Origin of the sequence: Pseudanabaena sp. lw0831, from assembly GCF_016584665.1 — a bacterium.
Lineage (GTDB): Bacteria > Cyanobacteriota > Cyanobacteriia > Pseudanabaenales > Pseudanabaenaceae > Pseudanabaena.
In genome coordinates, this window is the sequence record NZ_BBJB01000073.1 from 1 (window position 1) to 19,894 (window position 19,894).

General features: G+C 41.6%; 16 protein-coding genes. 8 read left to right on the plus strand and 8 right to left on the minus strand.

Translation table 11 applies throughout. From position 1 onward, the window contains the following. Positions 1 to 41: 41 nt before the first annotated feature. Positions 42 to 215: a hypothetical protein gene (locus APA_RS15220; RefSeq protein ID WP_201323115.1), complete on the minus strand. Its 174-nt coding sequence runs from the start codon at positions 213 to 215 to the stop codon at positions 42 to 44. A gap of 313 nt (positions 216 to 528) precedes the next feature. Here APA_RS15220 and APA_RS15225 point away from each other — a divergent pair, with 313 nt between their 5' ends. Next, the gene (locus APA_RS15225) at positions 529 to 1,482 is read left to right on the plus strand and encodes an NmrA family NAD(P)-binding protein (RefSeq protein WP_201323116.1); all 954 of its coding nucleotides are present in this window, start codon (positions 529 to 531) and stop codon (positions 1,480 to 1,482) included. Between the two features lie 33 nt (positions 1,483 to 1,515). Here the strand turns inward: APA_RS15225 and APA_RS15230 are convergent, their stop codons facing one another. Next, positions 1,516 to 1,698, minus strand: coding sequence for a hypothetical protein (locus APA_RS15230; protein ID WP_201323117.1), 183 nt, complete (start codon positions 1,696 to 1,698; stop codon positions 1,516 to 1,518). A gap of 69 nt (positions 1,699 to 1,767) precedes the next feature. Between APA_RS15230 and APA_RS15235 the strand changes: the two genes are divergently transcribed. Then, entirely contained in the window at positions 1,768 to 2,067 is a 300-nt protein-coding gene (locus APA_RS15235) for a DUF6825 family protein (RefSeq protein WP_201323118.1), read from the plus strand. Between the two features lie 73 nt (positions 2,068 to 2,140). Here the strand turns inward: APA_RS15235 and APA_RS15240 are convergent, their stop codons facing one another. Next, the gene (locus APA_RS15240; protein WP_201323119.1) at positions 2,141 to 3,679 is read right to left on the minus strand and encodes a NupC/NupG family nucleoside CNT transporter; all 1,539 of its coding nucleotides are present in this window, start codon (positions 3,677 to 3,679) and stop codon (positions 2,141 to 2,143) included. 160 nt (positions 3,680 to 3,839) lie between these two features. Between APA_RS15240 and rpsT the strand changes: the two genes are divergently transcribed. The 4 genes from rpsT (at position 3,840) to APA_RS15260 (ending at position 8,066) form a co-directional block, all read left to right on the plus strand. Then, complete coding sequence (gene rpsT, locus APA_RS15245; protein ID WP_201323120.1) at positions 3,840 to 4,133, plus strand: 30S ribosomal protein S20; 294 nt, start codon at positions 3,840 to 3,842, stop codon at positions 4,131 to 4,133. A gap of 282 nt (positions 4,134 to 4,415) precedes the next feature. Next, entirely contained in the window at positions 4,416 to 4,649 is a 234-nt protein-coding gene (locus APA_RS15250) for a hypothetical protein (RefSeq protein WP_201323121.1), read from the plus strand. A gap of 342 nt (positions 4,650 to 4,991) precedes the next feature. Further along, positions 4,992 to 6,530 (plus strand): DEAD/DEAH box helicase, encoded by a 1,539-nt coding sequence (locus tag APA_RS15255; RefSeq protein WP_201323122.1) that lies wholly within the window; start codon positions 4,992 to 4,994, stop codon positions 6,528 to 6,530. 273 nt (positions 6,531 to 6,803) lie between these two features. Further along, complete coding sequence (locus APA_RS15260) at positions 6,804 to 8,066, plus strand: MFS transporter (protein ID WP_201323123.1); 1,263 nt, start codon at positions 6,804 to 6,806, stop codon at positions 8,064 to 8,066. Between the two features lie 109 nt (positions 8,067 to 8,175). Here the strand turns inward: APA_RS15260 and fbp are convergent, their stop codons facing one another. After that, a complete protein-coding gene (gene fbp, locus APA_RS15265) occupies positions 8,176 to 9,204 on the minus strand; it encodes a class 1 fructose-bisphosphatase (protein WP_201323124.1) in 1,029 nt (342 codons plus the stop codon). A gap of 153 nt (positions 9,205 to 9,357) precedes the next feature. Between fbp and APA_RS15270 the strand changes: the two genes are divergently transcribed. Together APA_RS15270 and APA_RS15275 are read left to right on the plus strand one after the other, a co-directional pair. Next, positions 9,358 to 10,440 carry a protein phosphatase 2C domain-containing protein gene (locus tag APA_RS15270; RefSeq protein ID WP_201323125.1) on the plus strand — a complete coding sequence of 361 codons (1,083 nt, stop codon included), beginning with the start codon at positions 9,358 to 9,360 and terminating at the stop codon, positions 10,438 to 10,440. Positions 10,441 to 11,001: 561 nt separating this feature from the next. After that, on the plus strand, positions 11,002 to 11,913 hold the full coding sequence (locus APA_RS15275) for a branched-chain amino acid ABC transporter permease (protein WP_201323126.1): 912 nt from the start codon (positions 11,002 to 11,004) through the stop codon (positions 11,911 to 11,913). 36 nt (positions 11,914 to 11,949) lie between these two features. On the opposite strand, the gene APA_RS15280 is transcribed toward APA_RS15275, so the two are convergent. The 4 genes from APA_RS15280 to APA_RS15295 all read right to left on the minus strand — a co-directional run bounded on the left by APA_RS15280 (position 11,950) and on the right by APA_RS15295 (position 19,419). Further along, positions 11,950 to 12,150 carry a response regulator gene (locus tag APA_RS15280; protein WP_201323127.1) on the minus strand — a complete coding sequence of 67 codons (201 nt, stop codon included), beginning with the start codon at positions 12,148 to 12,150 and terminating at the stop codon, positions 11,950 to 11,952. A 43-nt stretch (positions 12,151 to 12,193) separates the two neighbouring features. Continuing rightward, positions 12,194 to 12,442 carry a chemotaxis protein CheW gene (locus tag APA_RS15285; RefSeq protein WP_268961957.1) on the minus strand — a complete coding sequence of 83 codons (249 nt, stop codon included), beginning with the start codon at positions 12,440 to 12,442 and terminating at the stop codon, positions 12,194 to 12,196. A gap of 189 nt (positions 12,443 to 12,631) precedes the next feature. Then, positions 12,632 to 16,003 carry a response regulator gene (locus tag APA_RS15290; protein ID WP_201323129.1) on the minus strand — a complete coding sequence of 1,124 codons (3,372 nt, stop codon included), beginning with the start codon at positions 16,001 to 16,003 and terminating at the stop codon, positions 12,632 to 12,634. Between the two features lie 62 nt (positions 16,004 to 16,065). Next, on the minus strand, positions 16,066 to 19,419 hold the full coding sequence (locus APA_RS15295; RefSeq protein ID WP_201323130.1) for a methyl-accepting chemotaxis protein: 3,354 nt from the start codon (positions 19,417 to 19,419) through the stop codon (positions 16,066 to 16,068). Positions 19,420 to 19,894 lie beyond the last annotated feature (475 nt).

The window sequence follows — 19,894 nt, forward strand, 5'->3', positions numbered from 1 at the left end:
CCCGCCACACCATTTTTTGGCTTTATTTAATTAGCAATCTGTTAGTTAAAAAACAAGCGATCAACAATCAAAGCCACGACCGTAGCAAAAGCAGTCACCCCGATCGCTACAAAAATATTTTGACCTTGGCTGACACTAAAACAAGCAACTGCTCCTGCTCCCAAACCTGCTGTAACTGCGGCAACTACAGGATCTTTAGTTGATTTATTATACATTTTTTAAAATACCGATTATTTAGATAAAAATTTTTGATGCTTAATGATTGCTAGCCTACAGTAGCCACTCAAATCCGTTGATAGTTCTCAATAATTCTTCTTGCTAGCCAGCATTTTCGTAATATTCAGTTACATAACAAATGCCGCGATCTTTCGTAACACAAAGTCGGCGCTAAGCGCCGACTTTGTCTTTTCGGTTAGGTTACTGTCTACAGATAGATATCGCGATCGCTAGTATCGCTTACCAAAAGTTGTCACCAAATATCTGTTAGATTTATATATGTTTACAAAGTCAATTTAATAAAAAAATTTTATGAGCTTACTGATCGTCGGTGCGACAGGTACATTAGGTCGTCAAATCACCCGTCACGCACTGGATCGGGGGCTGAAAGTTAAATGTTTTGTTCGTTATCCTAAAAAAGCAAACTTCCTCAGAGAATGGGGTGCAGATATAGTCGCAGGCAACCTGAACAATGTCCAAAGTTTAGATGACGCGCTAGAAGGGGTCACTGAAGTTATTGACGCAGCCACAACTCGCGCTACGGGATCGATGCGCATTAAAGATGTCGATTGGCTTGGTAAAGTTTCATTGATCCAAGCTGCCGAACGCGCTAAAGTTGAACGTTTCGTCTTTTTCTCGATTCTCAATGCTGAAAAATATCCTAATGTCCCACTGATGGACATCAAGCATTGCACCGAAAAATTTCTAGCATCCACCGATCTTAACTACACCATTCTCAAGCCCTGTGGATTTTTCCAAAACTTGATTGGGGAATATGCGATCCCCATCCTAGAAAATCAAACAATCTGGATCGGCGGCGAATCTTCACCGATCGCTTACATGAACACTCAAGACATCGCTAAGTTTGCCGTTCGCGCCTTAACTGTCAAAGAAACTGAGCGTCAATCCTTTGCGATCGCAGGGTCTAAAGCATGGCAGCCTAGCGAAATCATCAAGCTCTGTGAAAGAATGTCGGGACGTACCAGAAAAACTGCCAACATGCCCATCGGATTGCTACGATTTGCCCGTAAAGTTGCTCTTGGTTTTGAATTTGGCTGGAGCTTTGCCGAGCGAATGACCTACGCTGAAGTCCTCGCCAGTGGTATTCCTCTTGATGCAGACATGAAGGAAACCTACAAAATATTCGGTTTGGAAGAAGAAGATATGACTACTCTTGAATCCTATATGCAGGATTACTTTAGCCGCATCCTTAAGAAGTTGAAAGAGTTAGATTACAAAGAGCCAAAAATCAAAGCTCCTTTTTAGAATCCAGAGCTGTGTGTGTACCAGCAATTCTCATTATAAAAATAGGTTTTGCTGCAAGTCAGCCAAAGGCTGACTTGCAGCAAAACCTATTTTGGAGTTTTCAGCGCCTACGGCGCTGGAAACTCCAAAATAGGTTTCATAATGAGAATAGCTATGTGTGTGCTTTGTAAATCCTCTACTTTGAGACTTTGTTGCTATATTTGAAGTAGCAGACATAAAAACAGCTTACAAGCAACATTCGATTGACGAGTGGTAACAAACCAAATAAACCCAATAATTTAAATCATGAGTAAATCACCATTAGACGCTTTCTTTATTGGTAGAGCCACTGCTGAGGCTGTAATTGATCGCATTGAAGAAACGGTAACTGATGCCCTAAGTGCCTTAGGTAAATTTGATGCCGAACAACGCGAACAGATCCGTACTTTCGTCGAAGCAATCTTAGAAAAAGCCGAAAACCAAAAGGGAACTGTGACAACAGAAGATGGCGATATTGCTCCAGATGAGTTGCAAGAAACCATTGATAATCTTCGTGCCGAAATTGCTCAACTAAAGTCTGAATTACAGCAATATCGAGACCAATAAAAAAAGAGCGCTTGGCACTCTTTTCTGTGGATTCTTTATAATTAAAGCCCCGCGATGCGGGGCTTTGATATTTTTAACGAGCTGTAGGTAGAGAAGGTGATGCTTTAGGTGATGCAGTGGGCAAAGGACTAATATTATTTGGCGAAGTAGTTGGCGACGCACTTGGCGATGGCTTAACTTGCTCTGGTACAGCTTTTTTCTTTTCCCCCAAAATGCTAGGGTTTCCATTATCAAATACACCTGCAATGCAGGCAATCATTAAGGTTGCCAATGTACCAGCGAATAGAGCTTTCCAACCCAACTCCGAAATATCCTTACGCCGAGACGGAATTAATGCGATCGTGCCACCAACAAATATTCCGACCGATGCAAGGTGAGCAAAACCCGATAGGGCATAACTCACAATAATTACGGTGCGACTACTAAGCTCTCCTGCTAATGCGGCTCGTCCTAGTTCATTGTAAGGAGGAATAGCTGTTTCTAGTAGTCTTCTACCAATAATTACCGAAGCCTGCCAAGAATCATCGGCAGAAATACCTGTAAGCAGAGTTAGTGGATAAAACAGAAACCCCTGAATATTGGGTAAAGTAACAACCTTAAAAACGTCACCAACAGGGGAAGGTAAAGCAGCTAGCCAGCCAAACATCTGATTTAGTAAATACACCAAACCAACAATTAGAATCAAAACAGCAGCAATTGAGGCACTCATTTTTACGCCATCTAATGCACCTAAAATAGCTGCATCCATGGGGCTAACGCGCTTCATAACCTCACCACCCGCTGACTTTAATTCATCATCAGCATTATTGTCTGCAACTTGCTGCGCTAACTTGGATATACCTCCCATCGTCTCAGGCACAGTTGTTTCAGGTACTAATATCTTTGACAATACAAAACATGCAGGTATAGCCATAATCGAAGCCGACACCAAATGCCCCAAAATATTTGGAAAAACAGCCTCTAATGCACGAACATAAATAGCCAATACTGAAGAAGCCGCTGTACCAAAGCAACAAGCCAATATTGCACATAATTCACTACGGGTCATTGTTGGTAAATACGGCTTTACAACAATAGCAGCCTCAATTCCGACAAAAATATTCGCTGACCCACTCAGAGCTTCTGCTCCACTTAGCTTCATGGTGCGCTCAAACACCCAACCAAAAAAATCGACAATTACGCGAATAACTCCCAAATTTTCTAATAGAGCCATCAAGCCAGAAAAGAAAATAACCGCAGGAAAAGTACTTAATGCAAACATAGTTGTGACTCGGACGGCACATAGACTGCTAGTAATATTTCCTAAACCTCTAGGAAGGGTTGGACAGATACCGCTTTTAGGGGCAGCAGCCACCATAAATGAATTTCTGCCGAATATAAACTGCGCTCCTTCTTCTGCGGCATCAAAGGCAACATTAAGCAAATTGCTAAAAGCTTCTAGAGCAGACTTAGTTGGCTCAAACTGAAATACTAGAAATCCCAGCACTAGCTGCAAGCCAATACCCCAGATAATGACGCGCCAAGGGATGATTCGGCGATCTTCGGAGAAGATCCAAGCCACAAAGCACAAGCCAAAAATGCCAAAGAAAGAAACAAAATTTAGGTAGGTCATGGGCGTTTGAGGGTGAGATTCGTCAACATAGAGAGCCAAAGCAAAAAAGCAATCAGAAGGCTAATTAAAAAGTAAATTGGTTTTACGGTTGCAAAATCTAATCAAAATGTTATGATAATGAACGCTTCAAACCATGTCATTTAGCTAAAAGGAATCAACTGTGGCAAACATCAAGTCCGCCAAGAAGCGCATTCAGATCACTGAGCGTAACCGTCTGCATAATAAATCATATAAGTCAGCCGTCAAGACTTTAATGAAAAGCTATTTAGAAGCAGTTGATGCTTACAAGGCTAATCCTACTCCTGAAGCCCTAGCAGCAGTTAATGCTAAACAGTCTTTGGCTTATAGCAAAATTGATCGTGCTGTCAAACGTGGAGTTCTCCATAGCAACACTGGCGCTCGTCGCAAGTCTAATCTTGCTGTAGCCCTCAAAAAAGTTGCCGCAACTAATTAGCACTATTTAACTAGTTACAGAGGAGCGTTTTCCGAACGGTATTAACTAAGAGTATTTAGGTATCTCATAGCACTGCTGGTTTTGCTTGTCTTTGCTATAATTCGGTTCGGACAACAATCAATATAGGATTCGTTACTTTGGGGTTGCGGTCTTACGGTATTTTGTCGGAAGTCCGAAACAGTCGGGCAGGTTGCAGGATAATCGCTTTTCCCTACAGTTCTACGTCTGCGATCTTTGAGCTTTTCTCAACCTGTCCAGCTTATAGCTGCGAGTTACATCTAGATGTCTAATCCTGATAAAGATAGATTCTTGAACCCTATATCTAATTTTAGAGGCGAATTTTCGCCACAAAATTTAGCGTTTAATGCTAACCTGCAAGAGTTTACTAATCGTATTTCGATCATCTGTGCCTTAGAAACTGGTGGTAAGATTTCTTCAAATGAAGCTTATCAACAGATCAAGGAACTCTGGAACAAGTTGGATACATCCAGACAAAATCTTTTGGGCGACGACTAATTTATCTTAAGATTTTATCTTGGAAGGCTATCTCAGAGTAGACTATCAACTTTTTTCCCCCATACCATAGTCATAAATCTACTAAAAGATTGTTTACAATCTTTAACAAAGGTTTATACTAGAAATAATTAACTTCATTTTGCTGATTTCTCCCATTGCATGACTATCCAAAGCAATCTAATCTTTGGAAGCTGAGGTTTTCATCGAAAAACTCTTTTTAAACCGCTTAAAATTTAGGGCAGAGATGTCCTTCGGCTTTGTTAGTGATTGTTTATCCCGTGCGATTGGCAGAATAGGCGAACTGTTCTTAGAACAAATTTGCTGCAAATCTTAGGATCATCCATGCCCTCATCTTTTCTTTCTCTCGGTATTTCTGAAGCACGAGTTGCTAAGCTCGAATCCATCGGCTTTACAGAGCCTACTGCTATTCAAGAGCAGGCTATTCCTCAACTGCTCGCAGGAGCAGATGTACTAGGTCAAGCGCAGACTGGTACTGGTAAAACAGCAGCTTTTGCCCTGCCAATTTTGGAGCGGTTGGATCTTAATAGTGATTCATTGCAAGCACTAATTTTGACTCCAACTCGCGAATTGGCTATTCAAGTTGGTCAGGCTATTCGTAGTTTTAACACCAAGCCAGGTGCAAAAATCCTGACTGTGTATGGTGGATCTGACATCAGTCGCCAAATGATTCAATTGGAGCGCGGTGTTCATGTGGTTGTCGGTACTCCTGGCCGAGTAATCGATTTAATGGAGCGCGGCAAACTCAAATTAGAAAACCTTTCTTGGTTTGTTCTTGATGAAGCTGATGAAATGCTCAATATGGGTTTCATTCAAGATGTAGAGAGGATTTTGGTTACGACTCCTTCTACTAAGCAGAGTACTTTCTTCTCAGCTACCATGCCACCTGCAGTCAAACGCTTGGTGAAGAACTTCTTGAAATCACCTGTTACTGTCAAGGTTGAGAGTCAAGACTCTACGCCTACTCGCATTGACCAACAGATTTATCTAGTTCCCTATCACCTCACTAAAGAAGAAGCTCTGTTGCCTATTCTGGAATATGAAGCGCCAACCTCAGCACTCATCTTTGTGCGTACTAAGGATTCAGCTAGCCGATTGACTGAAGTTCTACAGTCTTGTGGGCATAGTGTCGATGAGTATCATGGCAACCTTTCCCAGTCTCAGCGCGAAGCTCTGTTACGTCGCTTCCGCAATCAACAAGTTCGTTGGGTTGTTGCAACTGACATTGCTGCGCGTGGTCTAGATATTGATGGGTTGACTCACGTATTTAACCTCGATATTCCTGATGATCCTGAGCGTTATGTTCATCGTATTGGTCGGACTGGTCGCGCTGGTAAGAAAGGTATTGCGATCACCTTGATTTCTGGAAAAGAGCGTTACAAGTTGCGTCAATTAGAGCAGCAAGTTGGTATGCCTCTTCCTCCTCAGCCATTGCCTAATGTCGCTCAAATTCAAGAGCGCCGCATTGGTCGCTTCACGGAACAAATCTTAGAAGCATTGACAGGTGAGCGTTTGGCTTCTTTCTTACCTTTGGTATCGCAATTGGTTGAGGATTATGACCCTCAAGCGATCGCTGCTGCGGCTTTGCAACTGGCTTATACCCAACTGCAATCTGATAAATCTGAACAAGCTGCATTGCAAGTGTTGGCTAAGCAACCTCACAACCCTGAGGGTGGTCGTGGTCGCGATCGCGATGGCGGCGGCGGTGGTTCTTACAGTGGTAGACCCATCAAGCGCGGTCAAGGCGGAAATGGGGCTCGCTCTGGTCGTGATGGCGGTGGTCGTGATGGTGGCGGATATGACTCGCGCCGTTCTTCTGCTGGACGCGATCGCGCACCTATTCCTGCTCCTGTTAAGTACTAATTTATCAACTCCATTTAAAGTGTCGCTTTGCAGCACTTTAAATGAGATATCTATATAGAAAAAACTTTAATTCTTAACGTTTTTTCTATATAGATGAAAGGGATTCACCCGATCGCTTGATATCTATAATCTGTAACTTAAAAGACAATCTTAAATAAGTAATCGCAGCCCAAGCCATTTGTAGAAGGTTCTTTAACAAAGAATTCTCTCAGACGGCTTGGGTTGTATATTTTATTGCTCATTCATTGGTCATTTATTGGTCATATTGGAGTCATGCAGTCCTTAACTACCTTCTCAAACCTTGATACGCACCTTCGCAAAAATCTGACTGCGGTTTTTTGGGCTGGTCTATTTTTCTGGTCGAGCATGGCATCACAGTTGCCGACCTTACCGCTTTATATCCGCAGTTTGACACAGTCATTTGATCAAATCGGGATCATCATGGGTTCTTTTGCGATTGGGTTGCTCGTATGTCGTTCCTACCTTGGCAAGCTTTCTGATCGCAAAGGTAGACGCTACACAATGAGAATTGGGTTGATCGTGGCGGCAATAGTTCCCTTATGCTATGCCTTATTACCATCTATCCCTTTATTGATATTATTTCGCGCAATTCATGGAATTAGTATTGCGGCGTTTGCGGTGAGCTATAGTGCCTTAGTCTCAGACCTTGCGCCAATTGAGCAACGTGGCGAAATAATTGGCTATATGAGCTTAGTAAATCCTTTGGGTTTGGCTTTTGGCCCTGCGATCGGTGGCTTGATGCAAGAGACTTGGGGATATCAACCTCTATTTATTACTGCCTCTTTGCTTGCGTTTGCGGGATTGTTGTTGACAACTCTAATTGAAGACGAAGGTAGTGAACGCGATCGCAAAATCGCCACAGCATCTATAGTAAAGCCAAAATTTTGGCAGACTTTCCTTAATCCTAGAGTGAGAATTCCTTCTACAGTTTTGTTGCTGGTTGGCTTATCCTTTGGGACACTCAGTGCTTTTATGCCAATTTTGATGCAGCAGAAGCATATTGCCCTGAATGCAGGTTTATTCTATATGGCCGCAGCTTTGTCTGGATTTATCATTCGCTTCCCTGTTGGAAGGCTAAGTGATGAGTGGGGTCGTGGTATCTTCATTTCGATTGGCATCTTCTTTTACGGATTATCGATGGCGATCATCTATTTTGCTAGCCATGATTATGAATTTTTACTATCAGGAATTGCGGAAGGAATCGGTTCAGGAATTGTGATTCCTGCGATCGTGGCATTGCTTGCCGATCGCACGGTTCCACAAGAGCGCGGCTATGTATTTGGCATGACATGGATCGGCTTTGATGTGGGGATCGCTGTTGCTGGACCAATTATGGGCAAGATGATTAGCTTTGTAGGCATCACCAATATCTTCGCGATCGCTACTGGGCTTTGCATTGTAGGACTGGTTGTTTTTGCTACGCAGTCTAACAAAACCGTACATGAGTCGTTTAGATTTGCGATCGGTAAGTCAAGCGATCGCTATGCGATCAAGTCAGCAACAGTTTCCTCTTAAAGATGAGAGGCGGCGCTTCGCGCCGCCTCTCATCTTTTTGGTTTTAAGAACTTTTTTGAAAGCTCTTGGTTCGGGTTTGAGCGTAAAGCGCTGTAAGAAAGCAATGTCCTTATGCCTTTAGAAAAGATTCTACTACTTTTACATTTTCAGAACTGCCGATAATTAACGGGGTGCGACTGTGTAATTTTTTGGGAACGACATCGAGAATCTCTTGAGTTCCAGTAGTTGCGCGACCACCTGCTTGCTCAATTAGAAAGGCTAAAGGAGCGGACTCATAAAGTAAGCGCAATTTCCCATCAGCATGACCAACTGTACCAGGATAAAGAAACACACCACCTTGAAAGAGAATACGATGAATGTCAGCTACTAACGCTCCAGAATAACGTGCTGTATTACCTTCTTGGCGATGAATATATCTTACATATTCACGCATTGCTTCTTCCCATTGCCAGAAGTTTCCTTCATTCACACTATAGATAGAACCTTTAGCAGGAATACGGATATTCTCTTGGAAGAGAATGAATTCACCAATACTAGGATCGAGGGTAAAAGCATGAACTCCATTACCTAGAGAATAAACCAGCATTGTGCTTGTGCCATAGAGAATATAACCTGCACCGATTTGTTTGCGACCTGACTGCAATAAATCTAGAGCTTCTCCAGACTCATCATCTCCTTCTTGTTGACGGATCGAGAAGATCGAACCGATCGCTAAATTTACGTCAATATTACTGGAGCCATCGATAGGATCATAGAGCAGCGTATATCGACCAATTGGGCAGTTTTCGGGAATGTAGTAAGGCTTCTCCATTTCTTCGGAGGCAAGTCGACAAACTAAGCCACTCTGTTCAAAGGCTCGGAGAAAAACACGATTGGCATAGCGATCCATGTTTTTGACCGCTTCGCCTTGGACATTTACTTCGCCTGTGCCCCCCAGTACATTTTCTACTAAACCTGCGCGGCTAAGATGGCGAGCGATCGTTTTGCCAGCTAAACCAATCCGTCCCATTAATGCACTCAGATCGTATGCCTCAGCCGAAAATGTCCCAAACGTTGATAAAACATGCTGAGAAAGCGTCATAAAGTCTCGTCCAAGGACGATCTCTTCAGCGGGATTGAGTCTGGTAGAATCAGTCATGGGTGCGATTACCTTAAAGTCTTCTTCTCTATTATTAGCCTAAATTTATAGCATTGTGCCAACGCAATAATTATTATGAGCATCTGTCCTAGTTGTAAAGCTGCAAATCCTGATAGCCACCAATTTTGTCAATTTTGCGGCGCTAAAATTGCTATGGATACACTTCTAAATATTCTTGGAGAAGAGGCTCTACAACCTTCTTCAGTTCCAACAAGACCATTAAATTTAGAGTCTGTATTAGAAACAATCAAAATTCAGGTAAAAGATTTAGCATCTTCTCAATTAGTGAGCGACATTGAGACATCACGGGATGGATCAGAGTCGGAGCCCCTACCACCAGAATTCAATTTAGAAGACTTTGCGGATGTTGAATCAGAAACATCGATGGTTGTATCTTCCACAGTGCAGTTACAGGATATAACCTATGCTGGCAAGACCGATGTGGGAATGCAGCGAGATCGCAATGAGGATGATTTTGTTGCGGTTTTTCAAACTCGCAGCATTAATGGCAAAAGCCAAATTAGCGATCGCAGCCGTCGCGGTTTATTTGTGTTGTGTGATGGTATGGGTGGGCATGATGGTGGCGAAGTTGCGAGTGCGATCGCGGTTAATTCTATTACCGATCAATTTCGTCCATTTTGGATCGACACCTTACCAGGAGAGAAGATGCTTAATGAGATTATCTGCAAGGCAAATCAAGTAATTTTCACCAAGAATGAAAATGAAAAGCGGAAATCTCTGGGTAGAATGGGAACAACTTTGGTCGTTTTAGGAATTCATGATCTGGATGTTGTAATTGCTCATGTCGGGGACAGTCGTATATATAAAGTTACTAATAGCCCTAATCTCGAATCAATATTAGAACCAAAATTAGAACAAATCACTCGCGATCATGAAGTTCTCAATCAATTACTAGATCTTGGTGTTGAGCCTGAAGTAGCGCAGTCTAGACCTGATGCTCATCAGCTTACTCAAGCGCTTGGGCCTAATCCTAGCGATCGCCTTGAGCCTTCGATTGAGTTTTTTGCGCTGACAGAGACAACTTTATTTCTGTTGTGTTCTGATGGCATGTGTGACAATGACGCGATCGACGATAATTGGCGATCTCATTTATTACCAATTTTAAATAAGGAGGTCGATCTGCAAACTGGTTTAGACAGACTCATTGAGTTAGGAAATAACGTCAATGGTCATGACAATCTCACTGCGATTTTGGTTATGTGTGAGATGGCATAGCTAAATAGGGCTTACTAGGAAAACAAGAAAGATTTGAAATTTGGGGTATTCAAGGAATAAAAAACTGATAAAGTGCAGGCATTTGTTATGTTTTGCGCGCAACTCTTTGTTCTTCCTTCTCTGAAACCGCACTTTAGCTTTAATTCTCTTTCTTGGCAATTTCCTAGTAGACAGGCAAAGAGTTTTTCTCTTCGTCTTTGCCTCTTACTTTCCGCTTAGTCTCTTTTTCAGCAAGCCCTAATTATCCATCCGTCTTTTTTAAGAGCACGGCGCAGGGGGAAATGCAAATCATCTCGTTTAGACATTATTGTTTTCTGTTCGGTAAAAGTTTATTCACATAACCTTTTTGCTTTTCAAATTCATCTATTGCAGCGCTTTGCGCTCAACTCCGAACCAATAAATTTTTTAAAAGTGTTGCTTAGCAATAATTTTAAAAAATTTATTGTGGTTCGTTTGATCGGAAATTGATGTGATTTCGCATTTTTACCTGATATCCCACCAAATGTACCCTTCAAAAAAACGATACTATGAATAGCAATCAAGTTCTATCAAATTTTCTTAATGCTGGAAATCTTACAATCAATCCTGCAATCAACTGTTGATGGGATTGCTGTTGGAAGTATTATTGCGCTTGCCGCAGTCGGTTTAACGCTTACCTATGGCATCTTGCGCCTTGCTAACTTTGCGCATGGTGACATTCTCACCTTAGGCGCATACCTTGCATTTCTTGCCAATACTACCCTCAAGCTCAATATTGTCGTATCGATCGCCTTTGGCAGTATTATCTCCATCGGCTTAGTCTTAATTTGCGAAAAAATCCTCTGGCAACCGTTACGCGCTAAAAAAGCCACCTCAACTACGATGATGATTGTCTCGATTGGTCTGGCGTTGGTAATTCGTAATGCGATCGTTCTGGTTTGGGGCGCAAAACCACAGAAATATGATTTGCCAACTTTTCCAGCGATCAAGATTTTCGACTTAGCAATCACTCAAAACAAAATGGTGGTTATCGTGGCAGCGATAGCGATCATCGCTGGGCTTTACTATTTATTGCAAAATACTAAAATTGGCAAAGCTATGCGTGCAGTTGCCGATAATCCCGAACTAGCGAAAGTCGCAGGAATCAACGTCAATGCTGTGATCATCTCAACATGGGTAATTGCTGGCGGCATGACTGCTTTTGGGGGCAGTATGTATGGCTTGATTACCAACTTACGCCCAAATATGGGCTGGTTCTTGATTTTGCCCATGTTTGCGGCAGTGATTCTGGGGGGGATTGGGAATCCCTATGGGGCGATCGCTGGTGCGCTAATTGTTGGTATTTCCCAAGAAGTTGCTACCACTTGTCCTGCGGCACTAGGAGAATTACAGAAATACTGCATTGGCACAGAATATAAACTGGGCGTGGGTTTGGTAATTATGATTTTGGTATTGCTCTTTAAACCGCAAGGTTTATTTAAAGGCACAATATGAACTTTTTATTGGCGCGTCTTCGCCGCGCCAATAAAATTAGTGGACTAATTGACCCAGACATTCGATCAATTCTCCGACCACAATTGGTTTGCTGAGATATCCACTAGCGCCGAGGCTGATGGCTTTCTGCCGATGCCGATCGCCTGTGCGCGAAGTCAACATCACCACGGGGATCGTATACCAGAGATCGTGGGTACGAATAGCTTGTAGCAGATTAAATCCATTAACTCTCGGCATTTATACATCAGAAATCACCATCGTAACTTTTCCTTGAATGCGATTAAGTGTTGCCATCTATCTTTGCTAAACCTGACAATAAAGCTCTAGAACGTTTAGGTAGTTTATCTGGGACAGGAAACAACTTCTGTGTGTCAAGGGTAATAATTTCTTCAAGCGCCATTACTACACAGGCGAGGCGGCGTATTCCTGCATCTGGCATCACAGCCCGCAAGGCGATCGTAATAATTGGTTTTGCCAAAGGCATCGATTGAATGCCAAAAAACTTCTCCAAGTGCAAAACCCATAGCAAACTTCCCCGTTAATTAACATGTTGATAAACCGTTTCTAGTAGTTGTTTTGGAGCAAAAGGCTTCGTCAAATAAGCATTCCCTCCTTGTCGTAAAGCCCAAAACTTATCAAATCCAGCATCAGCTTAGTTAAACAATAAAAATAGGGCTTGCTCCGCCCGCTGCGCGGGCGGAGCATTATGCATAGCTACTTACCACGAAATAACTTGGTGCAATTTTTCAACGAGTTCTTGTTCTCGATATGGTTTACAGAAATATGCCTTCGCCCCCAGATCTAAAGCTAACTTCCGATCATTTTCATTATTCTTTGCAGTGAGTACAATGATCGGTAAATTTTGCAGATCATTATCAACAAGGACACTCGATAAGAGCTTGAATCCATCCATCTGAGGCATCTCTAAATCGGTGATTACCACATCAACTTTTAGCTTTCTCTCTAAGCAGTTTTTGAGAAACGCGATCGCCTCTTTTCCATCCTGAACTTGCTCAGTCAAAAAACCAGACTTGGTGAGAGTCATCGCTAGATAGCGCCGCACATTAGCCGAAGACTCCACAATTAATACTCTAGGCTGCGATCGCCTTGCCTGAGATTTTACTAGCTCACTGGTAAATAGTCCTGAGCTTTCTAGATTTTCAGGTTCAGGGGATCGAACCAAGTCACGGGCTGAGTTACTATCTGTTGGTGCAGATGAGATAGAAAGAGAAAGTGCCGAATCTCCTGCACTAAAAAAGTCAGATAGACTACTCAGATTATCTAAATTTGAGTGGCTCTCCTCAGAGATCAAAACATGATCATCTGAGTGTAGGCTTTGGCTAACTAATTCAGCAGGATTGAGCAAAGCCACAGCCTGATTACTTCCCAAAACAACTGTACCGAGAAAAAATTGTGGAAGGAGAATGTTACCTTCAATCTGATGAAATGTGGCTTCCTGATCGTGCCAGCAACCATCAGTTTGCAAAGCAAATAGATCGTTCTCGTAATGGATGACTAAAAGCGAAGGTACGGCATGGGAAGGCTTCTGGCTTTCAGGTAAATTTGTTGATTGTAGAGATTGGTTCGATTGAAGAACTGATTGGCTCAAGCTATGGCGACAATTGAGCTTTAGCATAGAATTGAGGCGAACTATAGGCAGTACGCGATCGCGCCATAGTAAGGTCTCTTGCGCATTAGCATCAATAACTTGGGAATCGCAGGGAATTACTTCCAATATTATCTTGCTGGGAATGGCTAGGCACATTTGATTAATATCAATTAGCAGTACGCGAATTAAGGAGAGTACATTCGGCAAAACTAGGGTAAATTGGGTGCCTTTCCCTTTTTGTGACTGCACCGAAATATTGCCACCAAACTTTCGCAGATTCTTTTTTACATCACTTAATTTAGCTCCAGCATCCGAATTACTATGTACGGGATTGAAGTTTGGCTCAAAAATTAAATTGATTAATTGCTCATCACTCATATCCATTGTTGAAAAACCTGACATACCTGCGATCGCTGCCGATTGTTCAACCTGATGACGGATCTTTTCTATATCAATGCCGCAACCATCATCACAAACCTTAATGATCGTACTTTCATCGGTTTGAGTTGCTATAAACTCAATTTTGCCTTGCGGTGCTTTCCCATGTTGCTGGCGATCATGGGGAGATTCAATTCCATGTTTAAAAGCATTTCGTAGTAATAGCTCAAGTGGCTCAGCGATTATTTCAGAAATTAATCTCTCAACTTCTACTCCAGCGCCTTGGACAACTAACTCTACTTGTTTGCCATACTGTAGTGACAGATCGCGCAAAATACGCGGGAACCTTCTCACGAGACTAGAGATTGGATGTTTGAGAACTTGGCGTAGATTTTTCCTTAAATGATTAACATCCTGACTCATCGCGTAGGTTTGCTGTTCACTGAGCGCAAGTACATTCACAATCTGCTCAACTGCATTTTGCAATCCCGCGATCACAGTTTGGTTATGGTCAGATGAGTTAGTCTCTAATAACTGCAAATGGCTTTGAGCTTGTCCCGACAACGTTTTGATTTCACCTAAATAAATATCTAAACTTCCCTTACGCACTAATAATTCTTCTGACAAATCCCCCAACATTTCTAAATGATTTAAAGGAATGCGAATAGTCGCATCATTATCATTTCCCCTTGTATCAGGTTGAATGTCTACTGGACTGTTACTAATAGCACCCATATCTAAATCCAAATCAGGTTTTGCCTCTAGGGATAAGGACGCGAAGTCTGCATAGGAAATTTCTGTATCTCCAAAATTTATTAGCGATAAGTCATGCCAAGAAGAACTGACATCGTCAACATTATTCTGATAAATTGGAGATTCTTCTATAGCTGTGTCAATATCTGAAGCAGGAAAATCTTCTTTAAGCATTTCCGCTAGCATTGTGCTGCTGTCTGGATCTGACTGACTCTGACTTGTAGATTTATTGGGCTGGGAATAATGCTCAGAATCTAGACTAGATGTACTGTGATCTAATGACTCAAAAAAATTGTCAGGAGTCATATCCTCAGAAATACAATTATTAGACTCACTATTAGACAGATCAAAATCGGATAAGTCAAAAGCAGGTATCAGTTCCTCGTCATTTGATTTTGTCCAAGACTCCATTGCTGTAAATTTAGTCCAAACATCTTCAATGCCACCCATATCTTCAATAGCTACTTCGCGATCGTTCCACTTCACACTTTGAATTTCAGTTTTGTCATCATTGTCTAGTAGTGGCTCAGCGGATGTTGCTGAAAATATTTCTGCAAACAACGCTGGCATTGGCAATCTTTCTTCATTACTAATTCGATCAGACTCCTGTAGATCCCCAGTCAATTCGTCTAAATCACCTGTAAATGAATCTGTTAATAAACCAGGAAATAAAGTAGTCAATTCATCATAAGAATTATCTGATACTTCTTGAAACAGTTTGTTGGAATCCAAATCCTCCTCCCGATCTATCTGAATCATTAGAAAACCTTCTGAATTGTCTAATTTCTCTATTTGCGATACATAGGAGTCTGCCAAGTTTGTTGTCTCAAAATCTATGTCAAACAAATGTAAACCTTCTGATGTATCCTCTAAGTTAAAAGGTTCATTTGCGATATCATAAAATTCCAATTTCTTTTGGGATGCAATTTCATTTGTTCCAAATTGTAAATGTACGTTTATTTGGGCAAATAAGCTGTGCTGTAATTCTATCCAGTCTTTAGCTAAATCCATTCCCAAACAATATTCATTAATTACTTGACTGGACATATTGATTACTTCAATCAACAATTCTTTGGTAATCCAATCAATCTCGGCTTGGCGATCGCGCAATAGATTAATTGAAGATTCAAGGTTGTAAATTATTTCTGCAAAAGGAGAGTTAGGAATATAAAAATTGGCGTTAGTTGCCGCATTCTGAACTAACTGGATCATAGAAATTATGCTATCAAGTTGTTGGTGAAAACTTGGCAGACTTACATCTAGCTCTAAAATTTTATTTTTCAACTCATGCATCAAAGCTTGAGCTTCCTTAGAAAAGATTTTTTTGGTTTGTGGCTCTATTTCAATCATGGGGAAATCCATTATATATATCAAGTAAACTTCTATCTTGAAATTAGCAATACTTGGCTATTTTAGCGAGTTTTGAAATGAGTCAAGGATTGTTGAAGTTCTCCAGAATATCCTCTGGTTGCTTGAATTAATTTGGAAGCTTCTGAAGAAGAAGCAAGTGTTCTTTTAGCCATATGCGAAATATCATTCATCAAGTTTGCAACCCCTTCAGATGTTTGGGCTTGTGAAGTTGTTGCTTCGGAGATTGTCACCATTAATCCATCAATTTGTTGTGAGATTTGAGCAATTTGTTGTAGGCTATCCTTAGCCGCGATCGCTAAGGTATTGCTTTCTGAGAGTTGATTGCTGCCAGACTCAACAGCTGTCATCACTGCGTTAGTCTCGCTCTGAATATTTCTGAGTAGGCATTCTACTTCCTTCGTCGCCGTAACTGAACGCGCAGCTAGTTCTCCAACCTCTTCTGCAATCAACACAAATCCACTACTGACATTGCTTGACCGAGATGCTTCAAGCGTGGCATTGATCGCCAGAAAGTTAGTCTTAATCGCAATTTCATTAATTGAAGAAATAGCCTTAGCAATTTTTTGAGAGACAACCCCCAAATGTTTGACTCTCTTAGCAGTTGTCGTAACCGTATTTTGCAATTCCCCGACCTTGGACATCACCGCATCAATAGAGCGATCGCTATCAGACAGTTTTTCTACTACTAGTTGCGATGATTGCAACACTTGCTGGCTGTTATTAACAATTCGCGTTGCTGAGAGCTTAGACATCTGCATTGTGTTTAGCGATCGTGTCACTGTGTCTACCTGCCTTTGCGAAACACTTGTAAGATTAGCGATCGCCTGTTCGTTTTGCCCAAGGGAGAAATTAACTTGGTTTGCCGAAGATTTAACTTGACCGACAATATTTTGTAATCCCCGAATGACATCATCAAAAAATATAGCGACATTCGGTAAACTGCCGTCAACCGATTGAGTGGAAACCGTAAGATCCCCATCAGCTAAGGCTTGGACATCTTTAAGCATTTGCATCAAATGCTCCTGAAGTTTTTCCTTTTGGAGGCGATAGCTTTCAACTTCCGCATAGCGCTGGACTATCTCTGATCGCACTTTCTTACCTAGACGTAATACATTCTCATCAGACAAATCTGCATCTTGAGCTTCGCGTTTTTCTTCTCTAGCAAGTTTTGCTAAGACGTTAAATAGCTTCACTACTTGCAACTGCAGGTTTTGTTTTTCCTGCTCTTGCTTTTGCATCATCGTCTGGAATTGTTCAGACATTTTATTAATACTTAAGGAAATATCTGATAGCTCATCATTTCCATCTATACTCAAAGCTCCAAGACTAAGATTACTAGTTCCTTGTCTAATATCTCGTAGAGCGGCGCGAATATCTTTCAGCCTTGAGCTAAGTTTGCGAGATAGCGCATAGGCGATTGTCGCTACTAGCAATGGTGTAGCAGCAATGCCAATCCCTATCACCAACAGTAGACTTTGATTACCAGCGATCGCTTTAGTTTTATCTATTGTCGTTAATATATCCCAAGTCAACATGTCATATGTCTGCATATTCGGGACGGGGGCATAAGCAAGCAATAGTCCATTGCGATCGCTCTTGACCATATCTCCTAGACGAGATGATTGTGAAGTCCGCAAATCAGGAATTAATGCGAAATTTGTTGACGCATCTTCACCAACCTTGACAATCTGCGAGCTAGTAATATATTTGTTAGAGCTGTCAATCACATAAAAATCGCTATTCCCATTGGCATCTTTACTGGCTTTGGTTAAATCATTTTCTAATTTTTTTACAGGAATTTCAACCTGCAAAATCATGTTGACTTTTTGTGAAACAGAACTCTTGATTGACCTAGCTGCGTAAAGATATACCCCATCTTTCTCAACTACAGGGTTACTAAGCAAGACATTATCCACAGCACTGACTTTACTGAGGATATTAGGGTTAAGAATTTGTAAGGTTTTCGATTTACTTGACTGAGCGAGTAGCTCGCCATTTGTGCTAAACAGCGCAATGCTATTGTACTCAGGATAAGCTTGACCATAGAGATTCAACCGATTAGTCAACTGTTGCTTATATTGACGTTGCTGAGCAATAGGCAATGCGTTGAGAGGATTAGTTGCTTTGTCCGTTGATGGAGAGGCTGGGAGCTTTTGCAAGTTATTCTGTCCTATTTCGGTTGAGCCTAGTAATTTTTGCAACACTTCCACATCATTAATCTGCTGCTTTAAAAAATTTCTGGTCACGTTTGCTAAAGCGATCGCCTCCGATTGCTGTGCTTGTTTAGCCTTATTTAATAGCAACCCATCTCCCACTTGGTATGCTGCGATACCCAATGCAATCGCAGGAATAGTCGCTACCAAAGCCCCCCATAAAGTAATCTTTTGACTGACACTAGAGAATTTAAACATGTCCTCTAATGCGATCGCGGAAGCATCATTTCTCGCAGGAACATTGCCCTGAAAAGCGTCACGATCTTCACTAAGGTCACTGTTTTGAGTGTTTTCAGTGTTTTGAGAATCTATTCCCCAACCCAAAAATACAGATTCTACAGGTGGAAATTCAATTTTTTGTTTGTTATTTTGACTTGCTTCTTGGATATTGGCGATCGTATCGCTAAAAATTGATACAGGAGCCTTATCTGTTATATCTTCTAGATCTCCAATCATTATATTTCCCACATCTTCAACCATCAGAGTCTCATCATCTGCAAATGATGGTTCTTGGGCAAATGATGGTTCTTGGGCAGTAGTTATATCTTCCTGCTCCTGTACCTCTTGCTGGTTCTTAAATTTTGCTGCGATCGCAGGTGGCGGTGGTACTATTCCATTCCCGTTAACCCGAGCACTTACAGCAACTTTTGGCTTAATAGCTACATTAACAGAAGCTGGGTTAGCTAATATGGCAAGGTCGCCCATTGTCGAGTCGTCATGGTCAAGAATATAGGAAATACTCCTATTGCTAGATACGCTATTTATCTTTGAGCCAACATTTTGCGTAACCTCTGGCTGCAAGGCTCTATAGTTAGCTTCTTGAGCTTTATCTGCATCGCTAGCTTCTTTAACCTTTGGACTATCGAGTGATTCTATATCTTTCTGAAGAACCTTTCGAGGATTATTTTTCTGAGAAATATTAGCTAGCTTATTTTGGATCTGAGCAAGCGAAGTACTGGCAAGATCAAGCAAATCTGGATCGTCTGTAAGGGTCAACACTTGTTGATACTGTACCTTAGCATACTCAATTTTACCTGCCTTACGAAAGGTTGCGCCTAACCAAATATGCAGCTTGGGATTGCGAGGATCTTCATGCAACAATTCTGAGAACTGCTGCATCGCCTCTTCATACCGACCCTCTGCATAGGACTGTAGAGCCGCCTGATACTGCGCTGTCATCATGATCGCCCCTGTATGAAAATACGTCTTTGTTTCAAAGAGAAAGCTTAAGTCTCTACAAGCTTCCTTAATACATAATTAAACGAATTTACATGCAAATTCTCTAGCGCCATTTTGCTTGTATTTACCAAAAAAAGTGCTATCATAGACAAGGATGTATTGCACTCAGCTAAATAAAAATTGAAAAAACTGGTTTTATTGCTTGGATGTGATTGGCTCCTCAACCTGAAGTTGGATGAAAGACGCGAGTCTGACCCCACTCTTTCTTGGGATGATGCCTGTGAAGGACCTAGTATGTTCCGATCGACCTTCTAACTATCAGGGTTGTAACCACTGTTAACAACCTCGGTCGATCGCTTCTCATAGTGGAGAAGACTAAATATTTCCCGAAACTTAATAAGCCGTAGAAAAGACGCTTGGGGCGATAAGTTTTTTTACGTACAGATTTTAAAACTGTCAGTATCTATCTATGATCATA